This window comes from Pseudoclavibacter sp. VKM Ac-2888 (genome assembly GCF_015351285.1).
GTDB lineage: Bacteria > Actinomycetota > Actinomycetes > Actinomycetales > Microbacteriaceae > Pseudoclavibacter.
The window spans coordinates 843,881-863,660 of sequence record NZ_JADKSM010000001.1 but is presented as its reverse complement, the minus strand read 5'-3'; the positions used below and the strand labels follow the sequence as shown (position 1 = coordinate 863,660).

The following is a 19,780-nucleotide window of genomic DNA, read 5'->3' as shown; positions in this document are numbered from 1 at the left end:
ACCCACTCGAAAACCGAGGCGCTGCAATCGACGTGATCGCTATCTCCCCGCCGAGACCGCTGGCGATCCGGATTCCATGTCCCTTTCGCCCTGCGATCGGATGCGAGGAACGAGGATCCTCAAGACTGGGCCGTCCTGTCCATTGGGGAGCGCAGATCGGTGGAGTCGGTCGCCTTACGAACTGGGCGACACCGCTGCTGACCCGCTCCCGGCTACTCCGCTGGCGCTCGCCATGCTCATTGCCGCAGGCAGACCTTGCCTGTTGTGGCTCGCGGCAATGATCTTGGCGATCTGGTTGGTGAAGTTCATCGTCGCTAGTCACATCGACGAGCGGAGCGGAAGCAGGAGTAGCCCCACACCTGATGCGGACGGGTCGCTGACGTAGCGAGGCCTACCTCGAATGGTCGGCGAGCACCGCACGATCGTGCAAGAGCATCGGGTAGCTGACTGCGAACGCGATCGCGACAGCGAGGTACACAACAGCTCCGCCAGCAGTGATGATCGCCCCTGTGCTGAGGACGCCCGTGTCGATGACGGTCGCGGCCTGGTGTTGGTCCCAAGCGAGCCGGCCGGCGAAGGCCGCGGCGGCGAACCAGAGCACGGCGGAGACCAGCGTGGTGATGTTCGCGCTCGGAGTATGGGCGTACACGTCGGCCGCGGTGACGGACGCCCGGTCGAGGTGGTCGGCGTCGTCGAAGAGCCCCTCGAGCTCGGCGGAGTCATGGAGCTCATCGAGCTCGTCGTCGGGGATTACTCCTGCGCGCTCGGCGGCCAGGGCTTGAGCTCGCTTCCGAACCTCGCGTGCCTTGCCCGCGCTGTTGAATGACGTCCGCACGAGATGCCGTCTGGTGCGGGCATGCGCGTTGGCGGTGATGCACCCGAGGACGCCGATGAGAGCGAAGAGCGGGATCATGACGGTGACGATGAAGTCGGGTTCCACGGCGGCGGTCTTTCTGAGGTGAACGGGGCGTGGTCGTGGTCGGTCACTGTCGACGTCGAGGCAGCGTTGCAGCTCCGTCCGTTATCGCGTCAAGGCTACTCAGGGGAGCGAATCTGACCGTCCGAATTCGTATGCGGATTCTTGGACATTGCGAGGGAGTGGCTCGCCTGCGCCTCCACCCACATCAGTCTGCGTCCGACCGCGTCTGGACGAAGCTGGCAGGCGCGATCGGCGCGCTATGGGGCCAGGGCCTTACGTATTGTTCGTTCGAGCGAGGTGCGGAACCGGAGCAGACTCTCCGCCGATGAGCTAGGCACGAGCATCTCGGCGATCTGTGGCGCGGCGAAGTACCAGTTGACGGTGCCCATTAGCTGCAGATACGTGGCCTCGGGGTCGATCTCGGGATCGACGGTGCCGAGGCGTTGCGCTTCACGAATCGCCTCGATGCGGAGGTGGTAGCGCTGGCGTCGGATCTCGAACCCCGGGGCTTCGGACGGGTGGTAATGCAGTGCTTCGTGCTGCATGAAGCGGATGATGTCCGGGTGGTCGACGAGGTAGTCGAAGACCGAGGTGAAGTACGCAGGCACATCGAGTGGGTCGATGTCGACCGACTCGGCAAAATCGGTGAGTCGTGCGGTGACGACCTCCGCGAACAGCTGCTCCTTGTTGCCGAAGTAGTTGTAGATGAGCGCCTTGCTCGTCTCGGCTCGTGCCGCGATTTTGTCGACTCTGGCGCCGTTGATGCCGTCGCGTGCGAACTCGTCATCAGCGGCCGCGAAGATCCGAGCTCGAGTCGCGTCTTTGTCGTATTGCATGAACCCATCTTCTCTGGTTAGTCTTGCGGCGGGGTTACTGAACGGTTAGTAACAAATCTAGGCGGGGGACGCTGATGACTGAGCTACACCAGGAAGCGACGCCATCGCTTGCTCAGCCATGGGGGCTCAGCCTCGCGATGCTCGCGGTCGTATCTGCCGGCGCCGTCACAATCAGTTACCTCGCGCAGCCAATCCTGACGGTCGTCGCTCAAGAGTTCTCGACGTCCACTGGAAGCCTCGGGTGGATCGCCACCTCGGCACAGGTTGGCTACGCCGTGGGTATCGTCGCGCTGCTGCCGCTGGCGGACGTCGTCCGTCCACGGCGCCAGGCGCAGGTTCAGCTCCTTCTCGCGGCGGCGTTCCTCGGAATCGCCGCGTTCGCGCAATCTCCGATGCAGCTCGCCATTGCGCTGTTCTGCGCCGGTCTGGTCAGCAACGTCGCACAAGTTTTGTTGCCGCTGGCGATCAGACTCAGTCCCGAGGGGCGCTCCGGAAGCACCACTGCGGTCCTCACTGGGGCTTTGCTGTTCGGAGTATTTGGCGGCCGCATCGTGGTTGCGTGGACCTGTGACGCCTTTGGGTGGCGTGCGGCCGTCCTCGCGATTGCAGGCCTAATGTTCGTGCTCATCCTTTTGGTTCGCTGGCGCGTCCCCGACTCCGTTCGGCCGCCGACGAAGGCGTCCTATCGGGCGCTGCTCACAAGCCTCCCGGCGATTATCCGGACCGACGCGGCACTGCGTCGCGCAGCCTGCATCCAGTTCCTCGTCTTCGGCGGCTTCAACGCGCTCTGGGTCGTCACAGTTCTGCACTTCACGCAGGTCGTCGGATGGACGACTGCGCAGGCGGGACTCGTCGGGCTCGTGGGGATCGTCGCAGCTGTGCTGACGCAGCAGGCGGGCAGCTTCGTCGACCGGTGGGGGCCGGCGCGATTCCTGCTGGCCGCCGCATTACTCGGATGCGTGAGCGCTCTCGCCATCGCTGTTGGATCCAACCAGGTGCCCATCATTCTGGCGGCCATGTTCGGTGTCACTCTGGCGAATCAGCTCACCCAGGTTGCGAACCAGACTCGGATTCTCCGGGCTCCCACCGTGGCCGGGCGAACAAACACCATCTACATGTCCATCACTTTCCTGGGCGGAGCAACTGGGTCGGCGCTTGGGGTCTTCACGTTCGATCTCGGCGGCATCACGCTCACGGGCATTATCGCCACCACTGCCCTCGTTCTTGCGACCGGACTTGCAGCCCTGCCTCAGCGGAGCGCGTCGGTTACCGAGACACGCGAGTAGGCCCATCACATGAGCTCGATCGGGGGGATCGTCATCGTGAGATTTGCAGTCAGGGAAGTTGAGACCCGCCCGCCGGCGGGGGACCAGAACAAGGGGCACCCGACCGGGTACGCCGAGCGGGTCCAGGCTCGACGAGGAGCTGGTGCGCAGCTCGTTCGTGCGTGCTTGCGCGATCTCGGGCGACCTCATGAGGCGGTGACACGGCGATGCCCCGGGTGCGGCTCGAACGAGCATGGCCGCCTGGAGGCTCAGGAAGCTTCACTATCGGTTTCTCATGCCAGTGACCTCACTGTCGCCGCGGCGGGTCCTCGAACGTCGAGCGTCGGGATCGATGTCGAGTCATGCAGCCGTCAGGCCGACGGTGTCGCCGCAGTCCTCGACCTTGACGACTCCGCTGCAGATCCGCTTGAGGAGTGGGTCATGCGAGAAGCAGCTTCCAAGGCCTGGGGCATCGGCGTGGCGGAGCCGCTGTCTCGAATCGCACTGAACACTCCCGCAATCCTGCAGGAAAACCGGCAGGCGAGCTTGGGCGGACGACCACCGCTCGAACTCATCCGCCTGCATCTGACTTCGGAACACGTCTGCTACCTCGCCGTTCGGGCCCTCCAAGACCTAGACATCCGACTGGCCGAAGACGACGCATCCCGAGCAACACCCATTCAAGCCCTCCGAACAAAGGAAATGTCATGACACAGGCAACACGGTCCGCAATCCAGGCATCTCTCATCGAGCTCGTCCAAGACGAGTTCTTGGACGGAGATGAGGAGTTGACACACGAGACGCCGCTGCTCGAGTGGGGTGTGCTCAAGTCCATCGAGCTGACGAGGCTCGTCAACTTCATCGAGACGGAGTACCGAGTGCGCGTCCCTGCCGAGGCCGTCATCGCCGAAAACATGCGCGACATCAATGCCATCTCGTCGCTGGTCGAGAACCTGCTCGCCGTGCCGGCGTCGAAGTAGGCCTCGGACCTGGAATAACGGAGCAAACGCATGGTCGATTTCTCGACGAGCACCGAGGAACTCACCCTCCTCAAAGGAATCCGCGAAGCTGCATCCCAGCTCCCGACGCACGGGATGCACGATTCCCCAAGTCGTGCCGGCTGGGGGCAACTCGGGGAGATGGGGCTCCTTGGTGGGTGCATCCCGGAGGAGTACGGCGGCGCTGGCTGGTCGGCGCAGGGAACGGCTCGCGCCTACGAAGCCGCAGGCGAGACGAGCCCGAACCTCGGACTCGTGTTTGGCGGTGCGGCGCACCTCCTGGCTTGCGTGACGCCCGTCTTGCATCACGGCAGCGAGCAACTCCGGTCCGAGCTGCTCCCAGGTATGTCCGCAGGACGCGTCATCGGCGCAAACGCGATCACGGAAGCGGGTGCCGGTTCGGATGTCGGCGCCTTGCAGACGACGGCAACCCGCGTCGATGGGGGATACGTGCTGAACGGCGTCAAGTCGTTCGTCTCCAACGCACCAATCGCGGACGTTTTCGTCACCTACGCCGTGACGGACGCAAACGCCGGGTCACTGGGACGCACAGCCTTCGTCGTACCCAGAGAGTCGTTCGGGACCAGCGTGGGCCCGGTCTTTGTCAAGAGCGGCCTCGAAGGCTGCGCCGCAGCAGAGGTGCAGTTCGACGACTCGTTCGTGCCGGACTCCCATGTCCTAGGTGTCCCCGGCATGGGGGGACGAATCTTCCAGCAGTCGATGTTGTGGGAGCGGACCTGCCTCTTCGGCATCTACATCGGATTGCAGCAGAAGATCCTCAATCACACGGTTGGTCACGTGCGCAATCGTCGCCAGTTCGGACAACGCCTGTCTGGATTCCAAGCCGTGAAGCACCAGATCGCCGACATGAAGATTCGACTCGAAAGCGCCCGTCTGCTGCTCTACCGAGCCTCGTGGGGGATCGACAACGAGGACGGCGCCGAACTCTTCTCGTCGCTCTCCAAGCTGGCGGTCTCCGAGTCAGCGGTCGCTTCCGCCGGAATGGCGTCGCAGCTGTTCGGTGGGTTGGGGTACATGCGCGATGCTGAGGTGGAGCGAGCACTCCGAGACGCATCCGCGAGCACCGTGTTCTCCGGAACCTCGAACATCCAGCGTGACCTCGTTGCCGCGGGGCTCGGATTATGAGCACACTCCTGCAGCAGTACTTCTTGGACAGTCTCTCGCAGGACGCCAAGGCGCCAGCCGTGCACGACGGCCCACGGACCTACTCCTATGGAGAGCTTGACGAGATTGTGGAACACCTCATGTCGGCACTCACTCGGCACGGGCTCAAGGCCGAGGACCGGCTGGTCATGTGGACCGAGAAGAGTGCGGTCACGGTCGCACTCATGCAGGCCGCGCTTCGCCTCGGGATTATCTACGTGCCCGTGGCGCCGAGCAATCCGATCTCGCGGGTGAAGCAGGTCATCGAGCTTGCCAGGGCTTCCTTCGTGGTGACTGACGGTCCGATCGGTTTCGCCACCCGACTCGGCAGCTCGACGCTCGACTTGCTCCTGGCTTCCGAGCAAGATGTGGTGCCCCTGGCTCCGACAATCTCACCGGATGACCCGGCCTACATTCTGTTTACCTCGGGATCGACGGGCGTCCCCAAAGGCGTGACTATCTCCCACACGAATGCTCGAGCGTTCGTTGACTGGGCCGTCGTCGAGGCCGGCGTGGGTTCTGATGATCGGCTGTCGAGCCATGCTCAATTTAGCTTCGACCTCTCCGTCTTCGACCTATACGGTGCCTTCGCAGTTGGGGCCGCCGTTGACCTGATCCCGTCTTCTGCAGCGAACAACGGGACCGCGTTGGCAGCCTTCATCCGCGAGCGTCAGATCACCGTCTGGTACTCCGTGCCCTCGGCCCTCATGCTGATGATCGATCACGGCGGGCTCTTCATTGCGCGAGCTCCGGACGACCTTCGGGTCATGATCTTTGCCGGGGAGCCTTTTCCGCTCGGACGGGCGAAAGCGCTGCTCGAAACTTGGGCCGGTGTGCGCCTGATGAACTGGTACGGACCAACCGAAACCAACGTCTGCACTGGCTACGAACTCTCCGCCTCAGACCTGACGCGCAACACACCGATCCCCATCGGGTATCCGGCCTCCGGCGCCAACGTCACGCTCCGGCCGGGACCAGACGAAGGGGAGATCGTCGTCAACGGCCCAAGCGTCATGGTCGGCTACTGGGGCCAGGCCCCGCAAGATGGCGCGTACGCGACAGGCGACTTCGGACGAATCGGCGTTGCGGGCGAAATCGAGTACGTCGGAAGAAGCGATGGGCTCGTGAAAATTCGCGGATATCGAGTCGAAGTCGGGGACATCGAGGCGGTCCTCGGCCTGCACGAAGCGATCCAGGATGTCGCGGTCCTGGCCGTCGGGGAAGGCACTGACCGAAGTCTCACGGCCGTCGTCGTCCCTAAGGGCGGGCGCCGAGTGTCCCTTCTCGGACTCAAAAGCCACACCGCAACGCACCTACCCACCTACATGATCGTCGACCGGCTGCACATCGTGGAAACACTGCCGCGGACGCCCAACGGGAAGGTCGACCGCACCCACCTCGCGCACGCCATCGGAAAGGAACTCGAATGAACACCATGACCACACAGGCACCCACGGAACCGCTCGAGATGTACGCAGAGTGGGAGGACCGCGGCATCTCCCCGTTCTTCCCGGTCGTCGAGGCAAACCGCGGGAACTCCGTCGACGTCTCGAACATCGGGACCATGCTCATGTTCGGCTCTTGCGACTACCTCGGTCTCTCGCAGCACGACCGTCTCAAGCGCGCGTCAATCGACGCCATCGCCGCCTTCGGAACCAACACCTACGGCGCGCAGCTGCTCTGCGGGAAGACGGCGGTGCACAACGAACTCCAGGAGCACCTCCAGAGTCTGGGGTCCTTTGAGGCTGCGCTCATCTTTCCGTCGGGGATGGCGGCAAACCAGGCTGTGGTCTCGTCCCTTGCCGGTCCGGACAGCGTCATCATCAGCGACCGAACCGCCCACATCTCGCTGTACATGGGCAGCTGGCTGTCGAAGGCGGAGCTCAGGACGTTCCCGCACAACAACGTCGCGAAGCTAGAAGCGATCCTCAAGAAGACGCAGGACAAGGCCTCCCGGGTGATCCTCGTAGACGGCCTGTACAGCGCCGACGGTGACGTGGCACCCCTTCCGGAGATCGTCAAGCTCGCAAAAACGTACGACGCCATTACGGTCGTTGATGAAGCTCACTCCTTCGGAACTATGGGTCCCAACGGTCTCGGCGTCGCCGACGAGTTCGGTGTTCTGGAAGACGTTGATGTCGTCGTCGGCACGATGAGCAAAGCGATCGGTAGCGTCGGCGGCTTCGTCCTCTGCAGCGCGGAGCAGCAGCGGCGGATGCGCTACCTCTCGCCGTCATTCACCAGCTCCAGAAGCGTCGCTCCGGCCGTTGCCGCCGCCTCTCTCGAATCGCTTCGCATCCTGGCGGAAGACGGGCCGCGGCTGCGCTCCGACCTGGCTCGGAACACCGCGAGAGTCACGCAGGGGCTCCGCTCCCTCGGGCTCGACCTGATCGAAACCACGAGCCACATCGTTCCGATCAGGCTCGGGAACGAGCAGCAGACCGTCGAAGTCTCTCGTTGGCTCATGGATGAGGGCGTCTTCACGGGTACGTTTGTGTATCCGCACGTTCCCCTCGGCGAAGGGCGCCTGCGTGTCGGCGTGACCAGTGCTCACTCCGACGACGAGATCGACCTGTTCCTAGCGACGATGGCTCGAGCGACTGCGAGGTTCGCGCTGAACTGATCGGCGTGGAGCGTCGTACCGAAACGAGACGTCAATCCAGTGCAGGCACCGGCGGTGGAGGCGCGCTTAGCGGCATGCCTCTGCCGCCGGTGCTCTTGTCCCGCATACGATCCGCATCATGACGAAACTGGTTGGCATCATTCGCTCGACTGAACGACGCACGCTCGAGGCGGAAGCCGCCGAGTACGAGGACGTTCGCGCGGAGCTCGAAGCGCAGGTGCCAGAAGGTTGGGAACTCATCCAGTTCCAGACGGTCAAGTAGGTCGAGGTGGCCGACGAACGCCGGACGGATTTCCCTCTCCCGGATGCCTGGACCCGCGATGCGTTGGTCCGCGCTGGGTTCGAGGGGTTCGTTCCGCTGATCGGGCTCAATGGCCGTGATCTGCCGCCGGGGCGGGGCATCTACGTCGTGCTCCGCGCCGACCCGGTCCGTCCGCCGTTGTTCTCGGACGAGAGTCTCCTGCGCGCCTACGCCATCGGCGACCTCGAGCGACGCTGGATCGATGGCGCCGAGGTGCTCTACATCGGGAAAGCCGAGCGTGGCCTGCGCGACCGTCTCGGCGGGTTCAAGCCAAACCGGGCGAACCATTCCGGCGGCCGATCCATCTGGCAGCTCGCGGAGGCAGACACCCTGCAGGTCTGCTGGGTTGAGACGCCCCGGGACTACTCGCAAGACGTGGAGGGCGACCACGTCGATGCGTTCGTCGCCGTGTACGGTCGTCGTCCGTTCGCGAACGTCGCACCCCCAGCGCGAGGAACGGTGCAGTCCAGATCATCGACCCCCAAGCCGGTGCGCGGTCGAGGCCGCCGCGGTCAGGGACGCGAATTGGTCTTTGTCGACCTGGATGCTATGCACCACAGCTAGGTCTCGTCCGGTGCTTCCTCTGGTTCCCGCATAGCTCAGCCAACAGGCGACGACGCACGTCGCTCGCTGAGCTCGAGGGGAACCGCCGGATGGCCGCATCGACCCGTTTCAGCAACACGCTCCGCTACCGCCCGGATGCGCACCCGAACCAGGTGCACCTGACGCCGGCGTACGCGCTCGAGCCGATCCGGGCCGCGCTCGGCGGCACCATCGAACTGGACCCGTGCACGGAACCCGACAACCCGACCGGTGCAGAACGCTTCATCTGCCTTCCCGACGACGGTGCGGCCCTGCCATGGGATGCTGAGGCCATCTTCGTGAACCCGCCGTACGCGAAGGCGCGGGAGCGTTGGGTCCACCGGTGCATTGGCGCGGCGACCGCCGGGGCTCACGTCGCCCTGCTGATCCCTGCGCACACGGACACACGCATCTTCCACACCGCGCTCGCCTCAGCTGATGCAGTCACGCTCGTCCAGGGGCGGCTCAAATTCGGCATCCCTCGCCAGGACGGGCGGCAGATGGCCGCGTCGCACGGTTCGGCGATCTTCACGTGGGACTGTGATGCCAGGCAACTGGAGCATCTGGGGACGACGCTTCGCCGGTAGGCCGCTCAGAGGACGACGAGCCCGCATCCTGTGCAGTGCAGTCGCTCGCTGATGGCGAGCAGGATGAGGCAGCCCGGGCATGCTGGCCAGCCGATCGCTTCTCCGTCGTCGTCCATGCCCGGATCGTAAGCGCCGGCGTCGATGCCTGGGGCGAGGCGGAAGGATCTGTGGAAAACCACCGCGCCCGGAGCGTCAGCCGATGCGTGCGCACGAGAGTGCCAGGATGCGTTCCGCTGACCCGCCGTTGGTTGCGGCGACGAAGTCCGTCTCGCACGTACCGGCCAGGTTCAGCGCGGACCGGGCGGAGTCGACGGGCGTGAGCGCGTGACCTACCCAGGCGAGAAAGGCGACATCGAGGCTGGTGCCACCGGCCGCGATCCAGAGCTGACGACAGCGATATTGCAAGGGTCAGGGAGCCGGATCAGGAGCCCGTGCCGGGTGTGCCCCGCATAGCTGGTTCAGCGGAGCGTCTCCCGCACACACGCTCTTAGGAAAGGCCCGCTCATGCCGTACCCGATCACCGTCGTCGTCATCCCGCCCACGGGTGACATCGCCGCGGTCACCATCACCCAGCGGGACCCGCTCGGCCAGTTCCAGCGTCTCGTCGGCGGTGACATCGAAGCCATCGTTGTCGGTGACTCAGCCTCGGGATACGTGCACGCCGAAGGCTTCTACGAGGGCCTCGCCATCAACCATCGCGCGCTCACTCTCATCGGTGGACGCATCCTCGGCGGCGACATGATCCAGGGGACACTCGTCGTCACTGGACTCGACGACGACGCGGGCGTGGAAACCAGCGCCGACGTGGTCGCGGTGGAGCGAGCGCTCGGTGTCCACATCCCCGTCTCAGGGGTCTGCGCCTGCGGGCACCGCCTCGGTATCCACGAGTTCCCGCTGGCCTGCAACGGCGCCATCGGCTACCCCGACGACCAGGCGCGCTGCGACTGCGCACGCGAGCATTCGTTCCTCGCGATCATGACCGACCGAGCCCTGCTCGAGCACGACCAGGGCTGACGCCGAAAATCCTTCCCGACGCGGCATGGACGACGCGGGAGGACCATTACGCGCACGAATCGTTCCCAACCCCGCACCAATCTGTTTCAAGTCGTGGACCCGGGGCTCTGCCCGTTGTGTCCGGGCATAGCGTTGATCAACCCCTGAGACCCGGGGCCACCGAGGGAGGCGGCTGTGCAGATCGAGCGGGACCTGGTGCTGACCGGTGCTGACGCGGTCGCATGGATGCGCGGCCACGGCTGGCGAGTGATCGGCTCCAGCGACGACTTCCGGATGACGGCGGACTCCGCTCGCAGTCCTGAATTCATCCTCAAGCACATCTGGCACACCGCCGCGGTCACCTCCATCGAGCTCCCGGAGGACTGCGCCGAGTTCAAGTTCGTCACCTTCGTCCTCGAAGGTTCAGTGACGCTCGTCACACCGAACGATGCCCGCCGTGTGTCAGCGCCGTCGCACTTCTTCGTCGACGGGACCCTGCCGGTGCAGATGTCCTCCTCGGAACCGCATTCCCGGCTTGTGATCGGGCTCCCGGAGACGCTCTACCACTGGATGCCGGAGGAGCTCACGATCCCCGCCCGCCCGTACCGCGCCGAAGCCCTCTACCGGGAGACCATGATCAGCTCCGCCCTCGCTTCCCTCCGCGGTCGCGTTCGCCGCGCGGACGACTCGTACCGGTACTGGACCGCCGGCATGGAATCGCTCGCTCTGGCTGCCGCGTTCTCCGCCACCATCAACGACACCGACGGCGGCGACGAGGTGCCCACCGCGGAGGAAGCGGAAACACAACGGGAGCTACTCGCGGACGCGCTCCTGTTCATCGAGATCCACGGTCACGACCCGCAGCTGTCGGTCGGCCGCCTCGCGGAGCGCATGGGCACCTCCCGTGCTCAGCTCTACCGCGCGTTCCAATCCACCGGGCTCACCCCGGGCGCACACCTCCGCCGAGCCCGCCGGAAACATCAGCCCGTCCCATCCATCACCGAGATCGCGGCTCGCCCCATCGTGATCGAACCGATGCCGACGCCCATCTCTCAGAAGGTCTTCGTCTAGCTTCCCCAAGGATGCGGGCCGGTCTGCCGCATCACCCCTCCACCGCCAACTGCTTTTCTGACCCCGCCGGAACCCCCATCATGCGCACCGAACTGCAGCAGTCCCTCACCGGCCGCGACGCCGAAACCTGGCTCGCCGATCGCGGATGGAAGCTCACCTCTCGCAGCCATCAGCACCTCCGTCTCACCGCCGACTTCGCGTGGACGCCCACCTTCGTCATCGGCCGCATCTGGCACACTCCCGCGACGTTGGAGATCATCCCCAGCAGTGAGTTCGAGAACGTCACCGTGGCGTCCTTCGTGCTGGAGGGGACCATGGACCTCCTCGCCGATGGGAACACCCGATCGGCACCCGCCGGCGCAAACTTCTACTCCGCGGGCAACACCGGGCTGCAGCTGCGCACAAAGCGAGCCTCCTCCCGGCTCCTCATCGGCGTCCCGTCCTCGCTGTTCGACGGCGTCCCTGAGGCGCAGCTCATCCATGGGCACTCCTACCGAGCGGATCCGTTCTACCGTCGCACCCTCGTCGCGTCGGTCACCGCAGCGCTGCGCGGGCACGTGCGCCGAAGCACTACCCCGTACCGGTACTGGTCGGTCGGCATCGAACAGCTGCTGCTCGCCGCGACCATCTCCAACGTGGACACCGACCCCGACCTCGCCCGCGCCGACGATGACGCACAGCCGCCCTCGAACCGAGCGGAAGAGATCCTCGCCCTCATCGACGAGCACGCCCACGACCCTGCCTTCACCGTCCAGCACCTCGCTGAGCTCGTTGGGCTCTCCCGCTCCCAGGTGCACCGCCTCCTCGAGAGCACCGACCGGACCCCCGCAGCGCACCTGCGCGACGCCCGCCTCCGCCTCGCCGAAGCGATGCTGGGGGACAGCGTCGCCTCCACCGACGACCTCCGAAGCGTTGCCCTCGCCAGCGGTTTCTCCTCAATGCGGGCCCTCCGAGAGGCGCTGCGGTCCAGAGAAGGGCGCGCGTCCGCGTAGCCGGGCCGCATAGGGGCACCGCGAGTGACGTCCGCCCAGGACGCCACCAATCGGCCCCGCAGGAGTTCTCGTGCCCTCACCACCCGCCGACGACGTCGCCGCGGCGCCCTTCACCCCTTCGAGCGTGCAGGAGCTGGAGTACGACGAGGTCCGCTTCACGATCGTCCGCGCGAGCATCGCCACCGTCGTCGCCGCCATCCTGTTCCCATGGACGGGGGAGCGGGGGGACCTGAACTTCTGGCAGCTCATCGCCGGGATCGTCGCGGGAGCCCTGTTCATCGCCGCGTGCCACCTCTGGCTCTCCCTGGTCCCCGCCGAGATGGGGGATGACCGCTGGATGGACGCGCCCATACGCCGGCGCACCACGTTCGAAGTCACCGACTGGGCAACCGCGCGCTACGGCGACATCGGCGGGCTGGGGGCGCTCCGCCGTCACCGACGGTTCCGCAAGGCCAAGCACGAGCGCCTCATCTGGCGCGCGACCGCGTGGGTCCCGTCCGAGCGCGACGACGGCAAGGGCTGGAACCTCCGAGACGTCGAACTGCGCTTCGACGCGGACGGCACGCCCCGCCTCATCGACGTGCACTACTCCACCCCCGAGCAGGAACTGCCGATCATCGGAGCCATCGCATGATGACGGCGGTCATGACCCACGTCGTCCTCGCCCTCGGGGTTGCCGCGGTCGCCGCGCTCGTCGTCGTCATCCTCATCGCGATCGTGACCTCCCGAGGACGCCAGCCAGCGAGGACCGTCCGTACCCCGGGAGTCGCCCGCACCTCCGGCACTCGAAAGTCCCCGCCGCCCGAGACCGCGGGGCTTCACCTCCTCGACCTCGACTGAGGCTTGCCCGTGATTGAGTGCCGCACACAGTGCGGGCACGCGGATCCCCACCCGAGCGGCCACAGCGCATAGAGCACCCACGGCCCCGACGACTGCCGATGCCGCGCCCCACATCTCAGCAACCCCCACCGCCACCGAAAGGCCAGCACCTCATGACCATGATCACCGTCCCCGGAACCGCCACCGCCGACCTCAGCGCGTACACGCCCGTCGTCCTCGAGCGTGACCTGCAAGTCCAGTCCGTCGCCGACTACGTGCCAGCCGACGCCGGCCTGGACCCAGCCCCCGCGCCACGCCTGACCGTCCTGGCCACCGCATCGTGCGTTCAGTGCACCGCCACCAAGCGCAAGCTCGAGAACGACGGCATCGTCCCGTTCGAGTACCGGATGCTCACCGACGACGAGCGCGAGCACTACAAGTCGCTCGGCCACATGCAGGCGCCCATCGTCATCGACCACGCCACCGGCATGCTGTGGACCGGCAACAACCCGATCGAGCTCACGCGCGTCACCGCCGAGGAGAAAGCCAAGCTCGCCGCCTGACCTCAGCCCTACCGAAACCGCCCGCCCGGCGCCCAGGACTCCTGGACCAGGCGGGCGGTTTCTCGCGCGGGCCCCGCATAGGTGTGTTGACCATCCGTCCCACGACCCACGACCGGGAGTCCACGAATGCTGAACCACACCCCAACGCGCACCGAGTTTGTCGGACGCCACCGCTACGACGTCAACGCCTCCGACACCGCCATCCGCATCCGAACCGAACGACAAGAGCGGGTTGGTCGCGGCGAGCCCGAACGGGTCACCGACGAGTCCGTTGTCGTTGTGCGCGGCAGTGCGCTCGCCAAGCTCACCGTGGAACTCGCGAGAGTTCGCCCGATCAGACGCCGCCGCTACTGGCTGGGCGTCCTTGTCGGCCTTGCCTGCCTCCTCGCCGGAGCCTTCATCGTCGCCGACGTGTTCGCTTTCATCGCAGAAGGGCTCTGGGGACACCCGATCAGCGCAGCCGCCCGCGTGCTCGGATTTGTGGCCGGGATCGGCGTTGGGGCCGCGGTTGGGTTCACGTTCGCGGGCGAGCATCTGACTCTTCCGGTGCCGAAGCTGGACGGGATCGATCTTCCGTGGGACGAGATCTACCTCGTCTGGCGGGACCTGACCCCTGAGTCCCGCGACCAGCTGTTCGCCTTGGAAGAGCAACCAGTCGAAGTGCTGCGTGCCGGAATCGACCTCATCGCCCGGCGCTTTAGAGACGCCCGACGTGCCGATCGCGAACGGCAGGAACTGGAAGTTCGAGAGCGGGCGCAAAATCTGCTCGACGGCACCCGCTGTGGAAACGACGGCGATACGGCGTTCTGAGCCCCGCACCGACCGAAGCCTCCCACGCCGAGTTGCCCCAGACGACGCCCGCCTCCGATTGGACCCACCGATGACCGGCACCAGCACCCTCCCGAGCCACGCAGGCCTCGAACGCGCCGAAGGGCACGCCCCGTTCTCCGACACCGTGATCCGCGACATCCAGGACCTGTTCGGCATCGCCCATGACGCCGACCCTGTCGAAGCGCTGCGAATACGACTGCAGCGGCCCACCCTCGACCGCCCGGCGCCCGCGGACGACCTTGACCGACTCGACGCGTTCGCGCGGCAGTTCGGGTCCGTCGCCTTGTCCGGCCGGACCGCCCGGTCCCTGATCGACGAGGTGCGTGCCGCGCGAGCCGCCATCCCGGAAGCCGTCGAGTGCGGCGTGCTCAGCACCATCCACGGCCGGATCTCCGGGCCGGTGGCGCGAGAAGAAGCGCAGCAGTGGGACGATGACAGTGCGCACCATCACCTCGTCGAACGGTACGGCCCCGGCGAGTGGAGACGCCCCGTCGGCGACCTCGACGCCCCATCCGACCAGGCACCAGGCACCGCAGAGCTGACCGCATGAGCGCGCTCCCGAGCGCTGAGTGGCAGAACCCGAGCTGCGGCGCCTGCCACGGAGACGTCGAGCACGACGGCGACTCGTTCGTGTGCGCCGACTGCAAGCTCACCTTCGACAGCCACGACCTCACTGCCGAACGCATCGACGAGGACGAGCCCGTTTGCGGACGCCCGTGCGACTCCTCCTGGCACGCCGTTCACGCAATCGTTCCCGGTGGCGGCTTCCAGTGCGGCGCCTGCCCACTGACCGCGGCGCACACGTCGCCGCACTACACCTCCTGCCTGCCGGTCCCCGTTCCGATCCCCGCATAGCTGGGGCATCACACCACCCCCGACGCCGGAGGCGACCATGAAAGAGACCACCATCAACACAGCTGCAGCGCAGACCCCCCGAAGAGCTCGCCGACGCACTCCTGCGCCGCGACAACGAGCAGCACAGCTCCACCATCGCTTCGGCGGCTCAGTCGTTCTCCGTCGCGACGCGCGTGAGGGACCTGCTGATCGAAGGCATCATTACCGCCCGATCCGGCGCACCCGCACTCGAGCCCCGCGAGGTCGAGTGGAACGTCCGCCAGCACGACGGGCGACTCATCAACCAGGACTTCGAAGACGAGCCGTACACGGAGGAGACCGCCCGCGCGGAAGCCCCGGAGTACCGAGGCGGTGAAGTCGTCTGCCGACGCGTCGATCCATGGGAAGTCGTGCAGGCCTGAGCGCCTGCCCGCATAGCTGACTGACACGACCACCACCACCGATCCCGGAGGTGACCATGTCCGAAACCATCGACCACCACGCCGAAGCGATCCGCCTCAGCAAGCTCGCCCACGACAACTTCGACAGCCATGAAGAGAGTGCGCGAGCCCGGGCTCCGTTCCAGATGCAACGCGCGCAGATACATGCGACCCTCGCCCTCGCGGTCGCTACCAACGCGCGCGCATCCGACTCAGAGAGCTGCTGCGTCCAGATGAGTCGCCGGCGGCCGCGACCTCGTCGTAACGGGAACACTCCCGTCCTGATCTTCATGGGATGAATCGAAGTCGAACCGAGCTCTGACGAGACTCGCTCGTCAGGCGAAGGGGCGACGTCATGATGCAAACACCCTCGCGAGCGAGCGGACCACTGTCGATGTCTCACAACCCATAGGTTTCAAGACAGCGAGGTCTTGCGACAGATGATACTTCGGGCGGGAAACGCCTCGACCCTTCCGTAAGGCATTCTTGCGCGATCCCGCTCGGCCTGCCACCGGGCAAAGGTTGGCAGCACTCGTGCACGCACCGAACTAGACGAGGGTCGCGGCCTTACTCGGTGTCGCGTTGGTTTCGGCCCGTTGGCGTTGCAGCCATGCGAATGCCCACAGCGCCGCCCCCGCAGAGACGAACGGGGCGACCTGCAACACCTGTTGAACACCCGTGCCGACCAACAGGCCTGCCGTAGCGCCGAGCCCGAGCGAAACACAGATACTCACGAAGCGACCGCGCTGGAGGAGGCGACCGAACGGGAGTGCAATTCCTGCCATCATCAAGACCGAGGCCAGGAGGAGCTGAACGGTGGTCATGCCTGGTCCGGAAGCGAGCGCTGCACTGAGTACCACCAAGCCGCTCCAACACAGGACGCTGGCCGCATGGATCACTGCCCCAACGAGTGGCCGACAGAGCATCCCGCCGGTGACGACCAGCGGCACGGGCGACAACGCCCCGACGACTAGCACTGACGCGGACCACGGGTCCGCCCAGGTGAGGTTGAAGTCGTGTGCGATGAGACAAATCCCGCCAACCAGGCCACTGAACGTCGCCGCCCGTGCGAACCGACGCATTGCGGTACGTTGCGAATGACTGGAGGTAGCGCCAGACATCGCTATGGGGTTCTGTGCGGACCGACCATGACTGTTGGCGAAGAGCGTGAACATCACACACAAGAGAGCCACGGCGGCCAGGGGGAGTGCCGCCGATTGCTGCAAAACAGCTACTGACCAGAGGAAGGCGACGAGGCTCCCGGCAACCAGCGAGATACTCCAGCGGAGAGCAGAGGGAGTCCAGCGGTTGAGGATGTCGTTGACGACTACCGCCACGCCGATTGCAGCGGCGACGGGCCCACCGACCCTAATCACGTCCAAGATCAGCCCTGGCGAATCGCCAATGAAGTTCACCACAGCGAAATCGACACCGTAGGTCGCCGCACAGAACAGCAGCGCGGACACCGCGAGAAGTGCCGTCGACGCCGAGATTCGCCGGGCACGGACCAGGGCGGCGACCACGGCAAGAGCAAACGCCCCAGTAGCCAAAACGCGGGATACGAGCACGGCGGCGATCAGTGCGGGGGTGACAGAAATGAACACAGCACCTGCCGACAGTCGCTCCGGCATCGTCGCCACCATCGGGGCTGAGAAGCTCAGGAAGGCCAAAACCGCGCAAACGAATGCGAATTTGAAGGTGGCGCGCTCGGTGAGGCCGTGCAGGCGGATCGTCCAGGCCTCACCAAAGCCGGGGCGAGAGCGCCCCCGAGCTTTCGCATCATCCTCGAGTATTGCGAGGTACACCGCACCGTTGTCATCGCGCCAGGCTTTTGGGTACCAGCGGAGGAGGCTCTCGTAACTCACAGTGCGACAGCACCTCTCATCGCTACCGGGCCTGGTTTGAGCTTGATGTTTTGCAACGACGCCAGTCGCTGCTCCGCGGTTCGCGCCCGCTCTTGAAGGCGCTGAGTCTCAATCAGGAGGGATTCACGCCCCTCCGCGGTCAGCTCGAAGTATCGGCGCGCTCGCCCGTCGACAGTCTCCTCGCCAGCTCGCCGGATCTGCCCCGTATGTTCCAGACGGTCAAGCGATGCGTAGAGGGAGGTGACGCTGAGTTTTACACTCCCACCACTCAGCTGCTCCGCGTCCCTCAAGATGCCGTACCCATGCTGCCGACCACCGGCGAGTGAAGTAAGTACCCAAAAGCTCAGCTCTTTCATGTTCAGCAATATACCCAAAACGGGTACATGCGACAAGGGTCAGCAACGATCCCGCCGGGAGCCGCTAGATCATGGTTCAGCACGCGGATCACGCGCTGAACACCGACGACCATCTGACAGGCGAACCCGGATACAAAATCCGAGGGTTTCGCGACGACCCTCGTGAGACATCGGATCAAGTGAGCGAGTGTCAGAATCTCGCGGCAGTCAGATTCTCAAAACCATGCTCCAGAACAAGGGACGTTACTGAGTCTTGATCGTTGGATTTGCGACAGGGGGGGGGCGGGTTGTCGCCCTCGCTCTAGTGCGGGCTACGGATGGCAGGTCTGAGTGGCCCTGGAATCGGCCATCAATACGGACCCTCGCCTGAGGCTGCCGAAGACCGGATTCGTCTCTGTAGCGCTCTCATCTGCTTCACGCATAGGCACCTCGGGACGAACGAATACGCCCGCCCGACCGGATGTTCCCTGCGAGGTCCAGGTCGGGCGGTGTCCGTCTCAGTACGACCGCACCTGACTGGAGAACTATCGCTGTGACACCCCTCACATCCAGCACTCCCGCCCCGACGCCGACCAGCCGAGCCGGACGCCGCGCGCATGAGCGACGCTGGAAGCGGCAGAAGATCGCGTCCGTCGCGGTCGCCGTTACCTCCGTCGCGCTCGTCCTCGGGGCGACGTTCGGGGCCGCCGGTGTTCGGGCGGCCGCGGGCGGTGATGGTCAGTCGAGCGTGCCGATCGTCACGAGCTCGGATGCTGCCGACGGTCGTGGGGGAGTGACGTACACAGTCTCCGGTGACCTGCCTGCTGCCGCGTCCAGCCGCGAGGTGCCGCTCACCGGAGCAGCAGCGGCCGCGGGCGTGCAAAGTCAGACGCCAAGCATATTGTGAGACCGACGGTGTCCTTCCGTTCTCATGCCGGCGGTGCAGTCCTGCTCGACCACAAGAAGGTCGGCGACGAAGAACGCGACCATTGCAGGGTTCTCGGCCAGCGCGGGGCGCCCGGGGCCATTCTTCAGACCATCGGCACGACCGGGTCTGGCAACGGTCCGACCGACCTCATCCGGGTCGCCGCCGAGGCTAAGGCCAGCTCTCGCCAGATCTCGCCGGTTCCGGGGGTAGCGCTCCAATTTCGTGCTTGACTTCGATTGGGATTACGCCCAAGCCTCGGCGACGAGGTCAAACCCCGCGCGAAAGCGCGATGCTCCTCCAAAGCTTGGATGACGAAGCTGAACGACCGTACCCGAGCCGAATTTTTCGTAGACTCCGGGGACGACGGATTGAGTGACTTCCGAGACCGCCCGAGCCGCCTTGGTGCCGACGCATATCACTCGACGTTGAGTCAAAGCCGCCAGCAACGCGTTGTGTCCGAGCCGGACTTCTGCTGCCGTGGGGGTCCGGTTCTGCCGATACTGAAGGGCTGGATGCGGGTGCAGCGGGAGTGCGTTCCAGAGCAAGACGCGAGGAGCCAGCCCGGTCGAGGCCAGAGCTGACTGCACCACTGAAGCGGAAGCTTCGCGTGTTCCGGTAAGTCCGACATCGCAGGGAGAGGTAAAGGGGATCCCTGACTGACGACATCCTCGCCAACCGGCCGCCTCTCCGACGAGAACGAAGTCGCTATGGGCTGCGGCCTGGAGATGTTGCGCCAGCGCTTCGCGGCGGTTGGAAGCTGTCGAAGAAAACCCGCCGCGGGCGTCGCTCTCGTCCTGATAGAAGTTCTCCAGGCACATTGACGGTGGGATCTCG

General features: G+C 65.4%; 26 protein-coding genes. 21 read left to right on the top strand and 5 right to left on the bottom strand.

What is annotated here, in order from left to right; all coding sequences use genetic code 11:
* Nucleotides 1-391: 391 nt before the first annotated feature.
* Both ITJ61_RS04215 and ITJ61_RS04210 read right to left on the bottom strand, forming a co-directional pair.
* Nucleotides 392-940, bottom strand: coding sequence for a hypothetical protein (locus ITJ61_RS04215; RefSeq protein ID WP_194685580.1), 549 nt, complete (start codon nt 938-940; stop codon nt 392-394).
* 236 nt (nt 941-1,176) lie between these two features.
* Nucleotides 1,177-1,755, bottom strand: a complete 579-nt coding sequence (locus ITJ61_RS04210; RefSeq protein WP_194685579.1) for a TetR/AcrR family transcriptional regulator — start codon at nt 1,753-1,755, stop codon at nt 1,177-1,179.
* Nucleotides 1,756-1,829: 74 nt separating this feature from the next.
* On the opposite strand from ITJ61_RS04210, the gene ITJ61_RS04205 reads away from it, so the two are divergent.
* The 20 genes from ITJ61_RS04205 (at nt 1,830) to ITJ61_RS04110 (ending at nt 16,117) form a co-directional block, all read left to right on the top strand.
* Nucleotides 1,830-3,041 carry an MFS transporter gene (locus tag ITJ61_RS04205; RefSeq protein WP_194685578.1) on the top strand — a complete coding sequence of 404 codons (1,212 nt, stop codon included), beginning with the start codon at nt 1,830-1,832 and terminating at the stop codon, nt 3,039-3,041.
* Between the two features lie 420 nt (nt 3,042-3,461).
* The gene (locus ITJ61_RS04200) at nt 3,462-3,731 is read left to right on the top strand and encodes a hypothetical protein (RefSeq protein ID WP_194685577.1); all 270 of its coding nucleotides are present in this window, start codon (nt 3,462-3,464) and stop codon (nt 3,729-3,731) included.
* Nucleotides 3,728-4,000: an acyl carrier protein gene (locus ITJ61_RS04195; protein WP_194685576.1), complete on the top strand. Its 273-nt coding sequence runs from the start codon at nt 3,728-3,730 to the stop codon at nt 3,998-4,000. The genes ITJ61_RS04200 and ITJ61_RS04195 overlap by 4 nt, the downstream gene beginning before the upstream one ends.
* A gap of 30 nt (nt 4,001-4,030) precedes the next feature.
* Entirely contained in the window at nt 4,031-5,164 is a 1,134-nt protein-coding gene (locus ITJ61_RS04190; RefSeq protein WP_194685575.1) for an acyl-CoA dehydrogenase family protein, read from the top strand.
* Nucleotides 5,161-6,612 carry an AMP-binding protein gene (locus tag ITJ61_RS04185; RefSeq protein WP_194685574.1) on the top strand — a complete coding sequence of 484 codons (1,452 nt, stop codon included), beginning with the start codon at nt 5,161-5,163 and terminating at the stop codon, nt 6,610-6,612. Before ITJ61_RS04190 ends, ITJ61_RS04185 begins: the two co-directional genes overlap by 4 nt.
* 5 nt (nt 6,613-6,617) lie before the next feature.
* Nucleotides 6,618-7,805: an aminotransferase class I/II-fold pyridoxal phosphate-dependent enzyme gene (locus ITJ61_RS04180; protein WP_194685573.1), complete on the top strand. Its 1,188-nt coding sequence runs from the start codon at nt 6,618-6,620 to the stop codon at nt 7,803-7,805.
* 118 nt (nt 7,806-7,923) lie between these two features.
* Nucleotides 7,924-8,067, top strand: a complete 144-nt coding sequence (locus ITJ61_RS04175; RefSeq protein WP_194685572.1) for a hypothetical protein — start codon at nt 7,924-7,926, stop codon at nt 8,065-8,067.
* Between the two features lie 6 nt (nt 8,068-8,073).
* Complete coding sequence (locus ITJ61_RS04170; protein ID WP_194685571.1) at nt 8,074-8,670, top strand: hypothetical protein; 597 nt, start codon at nt 8,074-8,076, stop codon at nt 8,668-8,670.
* An 89-nt stretch (nt 8,671-8,759) separates the two neighbouring features.
* Nucleotides 8,760-9,275 (top strand): DNA N-6-adenine-methyltransferase, encoded by a 516-nt coding sequence (locus ITJ61_RS04165; RefSeq protein ID WP_194685570.1) that lies wholly within the window; start codon nt 8,760-8,762, stop codon nt 9,273-9,275.
* Between the two features lie 504 nt (nt 9,276-9,779).
* Nucleotides 9,780-10,289, top strand: coding sequence for a DUF3846 domain-containing protein (locus ITJ61_RS04160; protein ID WP_194685569.1), 510 nt, complete (start codon nt 9,780-9,782; stop codon nt 10,287-10,289).
* Between the two features lie 174 nt (nt 10,290-10,463).
* Nucleotides 10,464-11,339: a helix-turn-helix transcriptional regulator gene (locus tag ITJ61_RS04155; RefSeq protein WP_194685568.1), complete on the top strand. Its 876-nt coding sequence runs from the start codon at nt 10,464-10,466 to the stop codon at nt 11,337-11,339.
* Between the two features lie 80 nt (nt 11,340-11,419).
* Entirely contained in the window at nt 11,420-12,331 is a 912-nt protein-coding gene (locus ITJ61_RS04150) for a helix-turn-helix domain-containing protein (protein WP_194685567.1), read from the top strand.
* Nucleotides 12,332-12,401: 70 nt separating this feature from the next.
* Nucleotides 12,402-12,965: a hypothetical protein gene (locus tag ITJ61_RS04145; RefSeq protein WP_194685566.1), complete on the top strand. Its 564-nt coding sequence runs from the start codon at nt 12,402-12,404 to the stop codon at nt 12,963-12,965.
* Entirely contained in the window at nt 12,962-13,171 is a 210-nt protein-coding gene (locus ITJ61_RS04140) for a hypothetical protein (protein WP_194685565.1), read from the top strand. Before ITJ61_RS04145 ends, ITJ61_RS04140 begins: the two co-directional genes overlap by 4 nt.
* Nucleotides 13,172-13,323: 152 nt before the next feature.
* The gene (locus ITJ61_RS19695) at nt 13,324-13,713 is read left to right on the top strand and encodes a hypothetical protein (RefSeq protein WP_228496598.1); all 390 of its coding nucleotides are present in this window, start codon (nt 13,324-13,326) and stop codon (nt 13,711-13,713) included.
* A gap of 126 nt (nt 13,714-13,839) precedes the next feature.
* Entirely contained in the window at nt 13,840-14,523 is a 684-nt protein-coding gene (locus ITJ61_RS04130; RefSeq protein ID WP_194685564.1) for a hypothetical protein, read from the top strand.
* Between the two features lie 70 nt (nt 14,524-14,593).
* Nucleotides 14,594-15,094, top strand: coding sequence for a hypothetical protein (locus tag ITJ61_RS04125; RefSeq protein ID WP_194685563.1), 501 nt, complete (start codon nt 14,594-14,596; stop codon nt 15,092-15,094).
* Nucleotides 15,091-15,399, top strand: coding sequence for a hypothetical protein (locus ITJ61_RS04120; RefSeq protein WP_194685562.1), 309 nt, complete (start codon nt 15,091-15,093; stop codon nt 15,397-15,399). The genes ITJ61_RS04125 and ITJ61_RS04120 overlap by 4 nt, the downstream gene beginning before the upstream one ends.
* A gap of 173 nt (nt 15,400-15,572) precedes the next feature.
* Nucleotides 15,573-15,800, top strand: a complete 228-nt coding sequence (locus tag ITJ61_RS04115) for a hypothetical protein (protein WP_194685561.1) — start codon at nt 15,573-15,575, stop codon at nt 15,798-15,800.
* Between the two features lie 56 nt (nt 15,801-15,856).
* Nucleotides 15,857-16,117 carry a hypothetical protein gene (locus ITJ61_RS04110; protein ID WP_194685560.1) on the top strand — a complete coding sequence of 87 codons (261 nt, stop codon included), beginning with the start codon at nt 15,857-15,859 and terminating at the stop codon, nt 16,115-16,117.
* Between the two features lie 249 nt (nt 16,118-16,366).
* Here ITJ61_RS04110 and ITJ61_RS04105 read toward each other — a convergent pair whose 3' ends face one another.
* Both ITJ61_RS04105 and ITJ61_RS04100 read right to left on the bottom strand, forming a co-directional pair.
* Nucleotides 16,367-17,683: a hypothetical protein gene (locus ITJ61_RS04105; RefSeq protein WP_194685559.1), complete on the bottom strand. Its 1,317-nt coding sequence runs from the start codon at nt 17,681-17,683 to the stop codon at nt 16,367-16,369.
* Nucleotides 17,680-18,039 (bottom strand): PadR family transcriptional regulator, encoded by a 360-nt coding sequence (locus ITJ61_RS04100; RefSeq protein WP_228496597.1) that lies wholly within the window; start codon nt 18,037-18,039, stop codon nt 17,680-17,682. The genes ITJ61_RS04105 and ITJ61_RS04100 overlap by 4 nt, the downstream gene beginning before the upstream one ends.
* 532 nt (nt 18,040-18,571) lie before the next feature.
* Between ITJ61_RS04100 and ITJ61_RS04095 the strand changes: the two genes are divergently transcribed.
* The gene (locus ITJ61_RS04095; RefSeq protein ID WP_194685558.1) at nt 18,572-18,925 is read left to right on the top strand and encodes a hypothetical protein; all 354 of its coding nucleotides are present in this window, start codon (nt 18,572-18,574) and stop codon (nt 18,923-18,925) included.
* A gap of 263 nt (nt 18,926-19,188) precedes the next feature.
* Here the strand turns inward: ITJ61_RS04095 and ITJ61_RS20465 are convergent, their stop codons facing one another.
* Nucleotides 19,189-19,764 carry a uracil-DNA glycosylase gene (locus tag ITJ61_RS20465; RefSeq protein WP_194685557.1) on the bottom strand — a complete coding sequence of 192 codons (576 nt, stop codon included), beginning with the start codon at nt 19,762-19,764 and terminating at the stop codon, nt 19,189-19,191.
* Nucleotides 19,765-19,780: the final 16 nt, after the last annotated feature.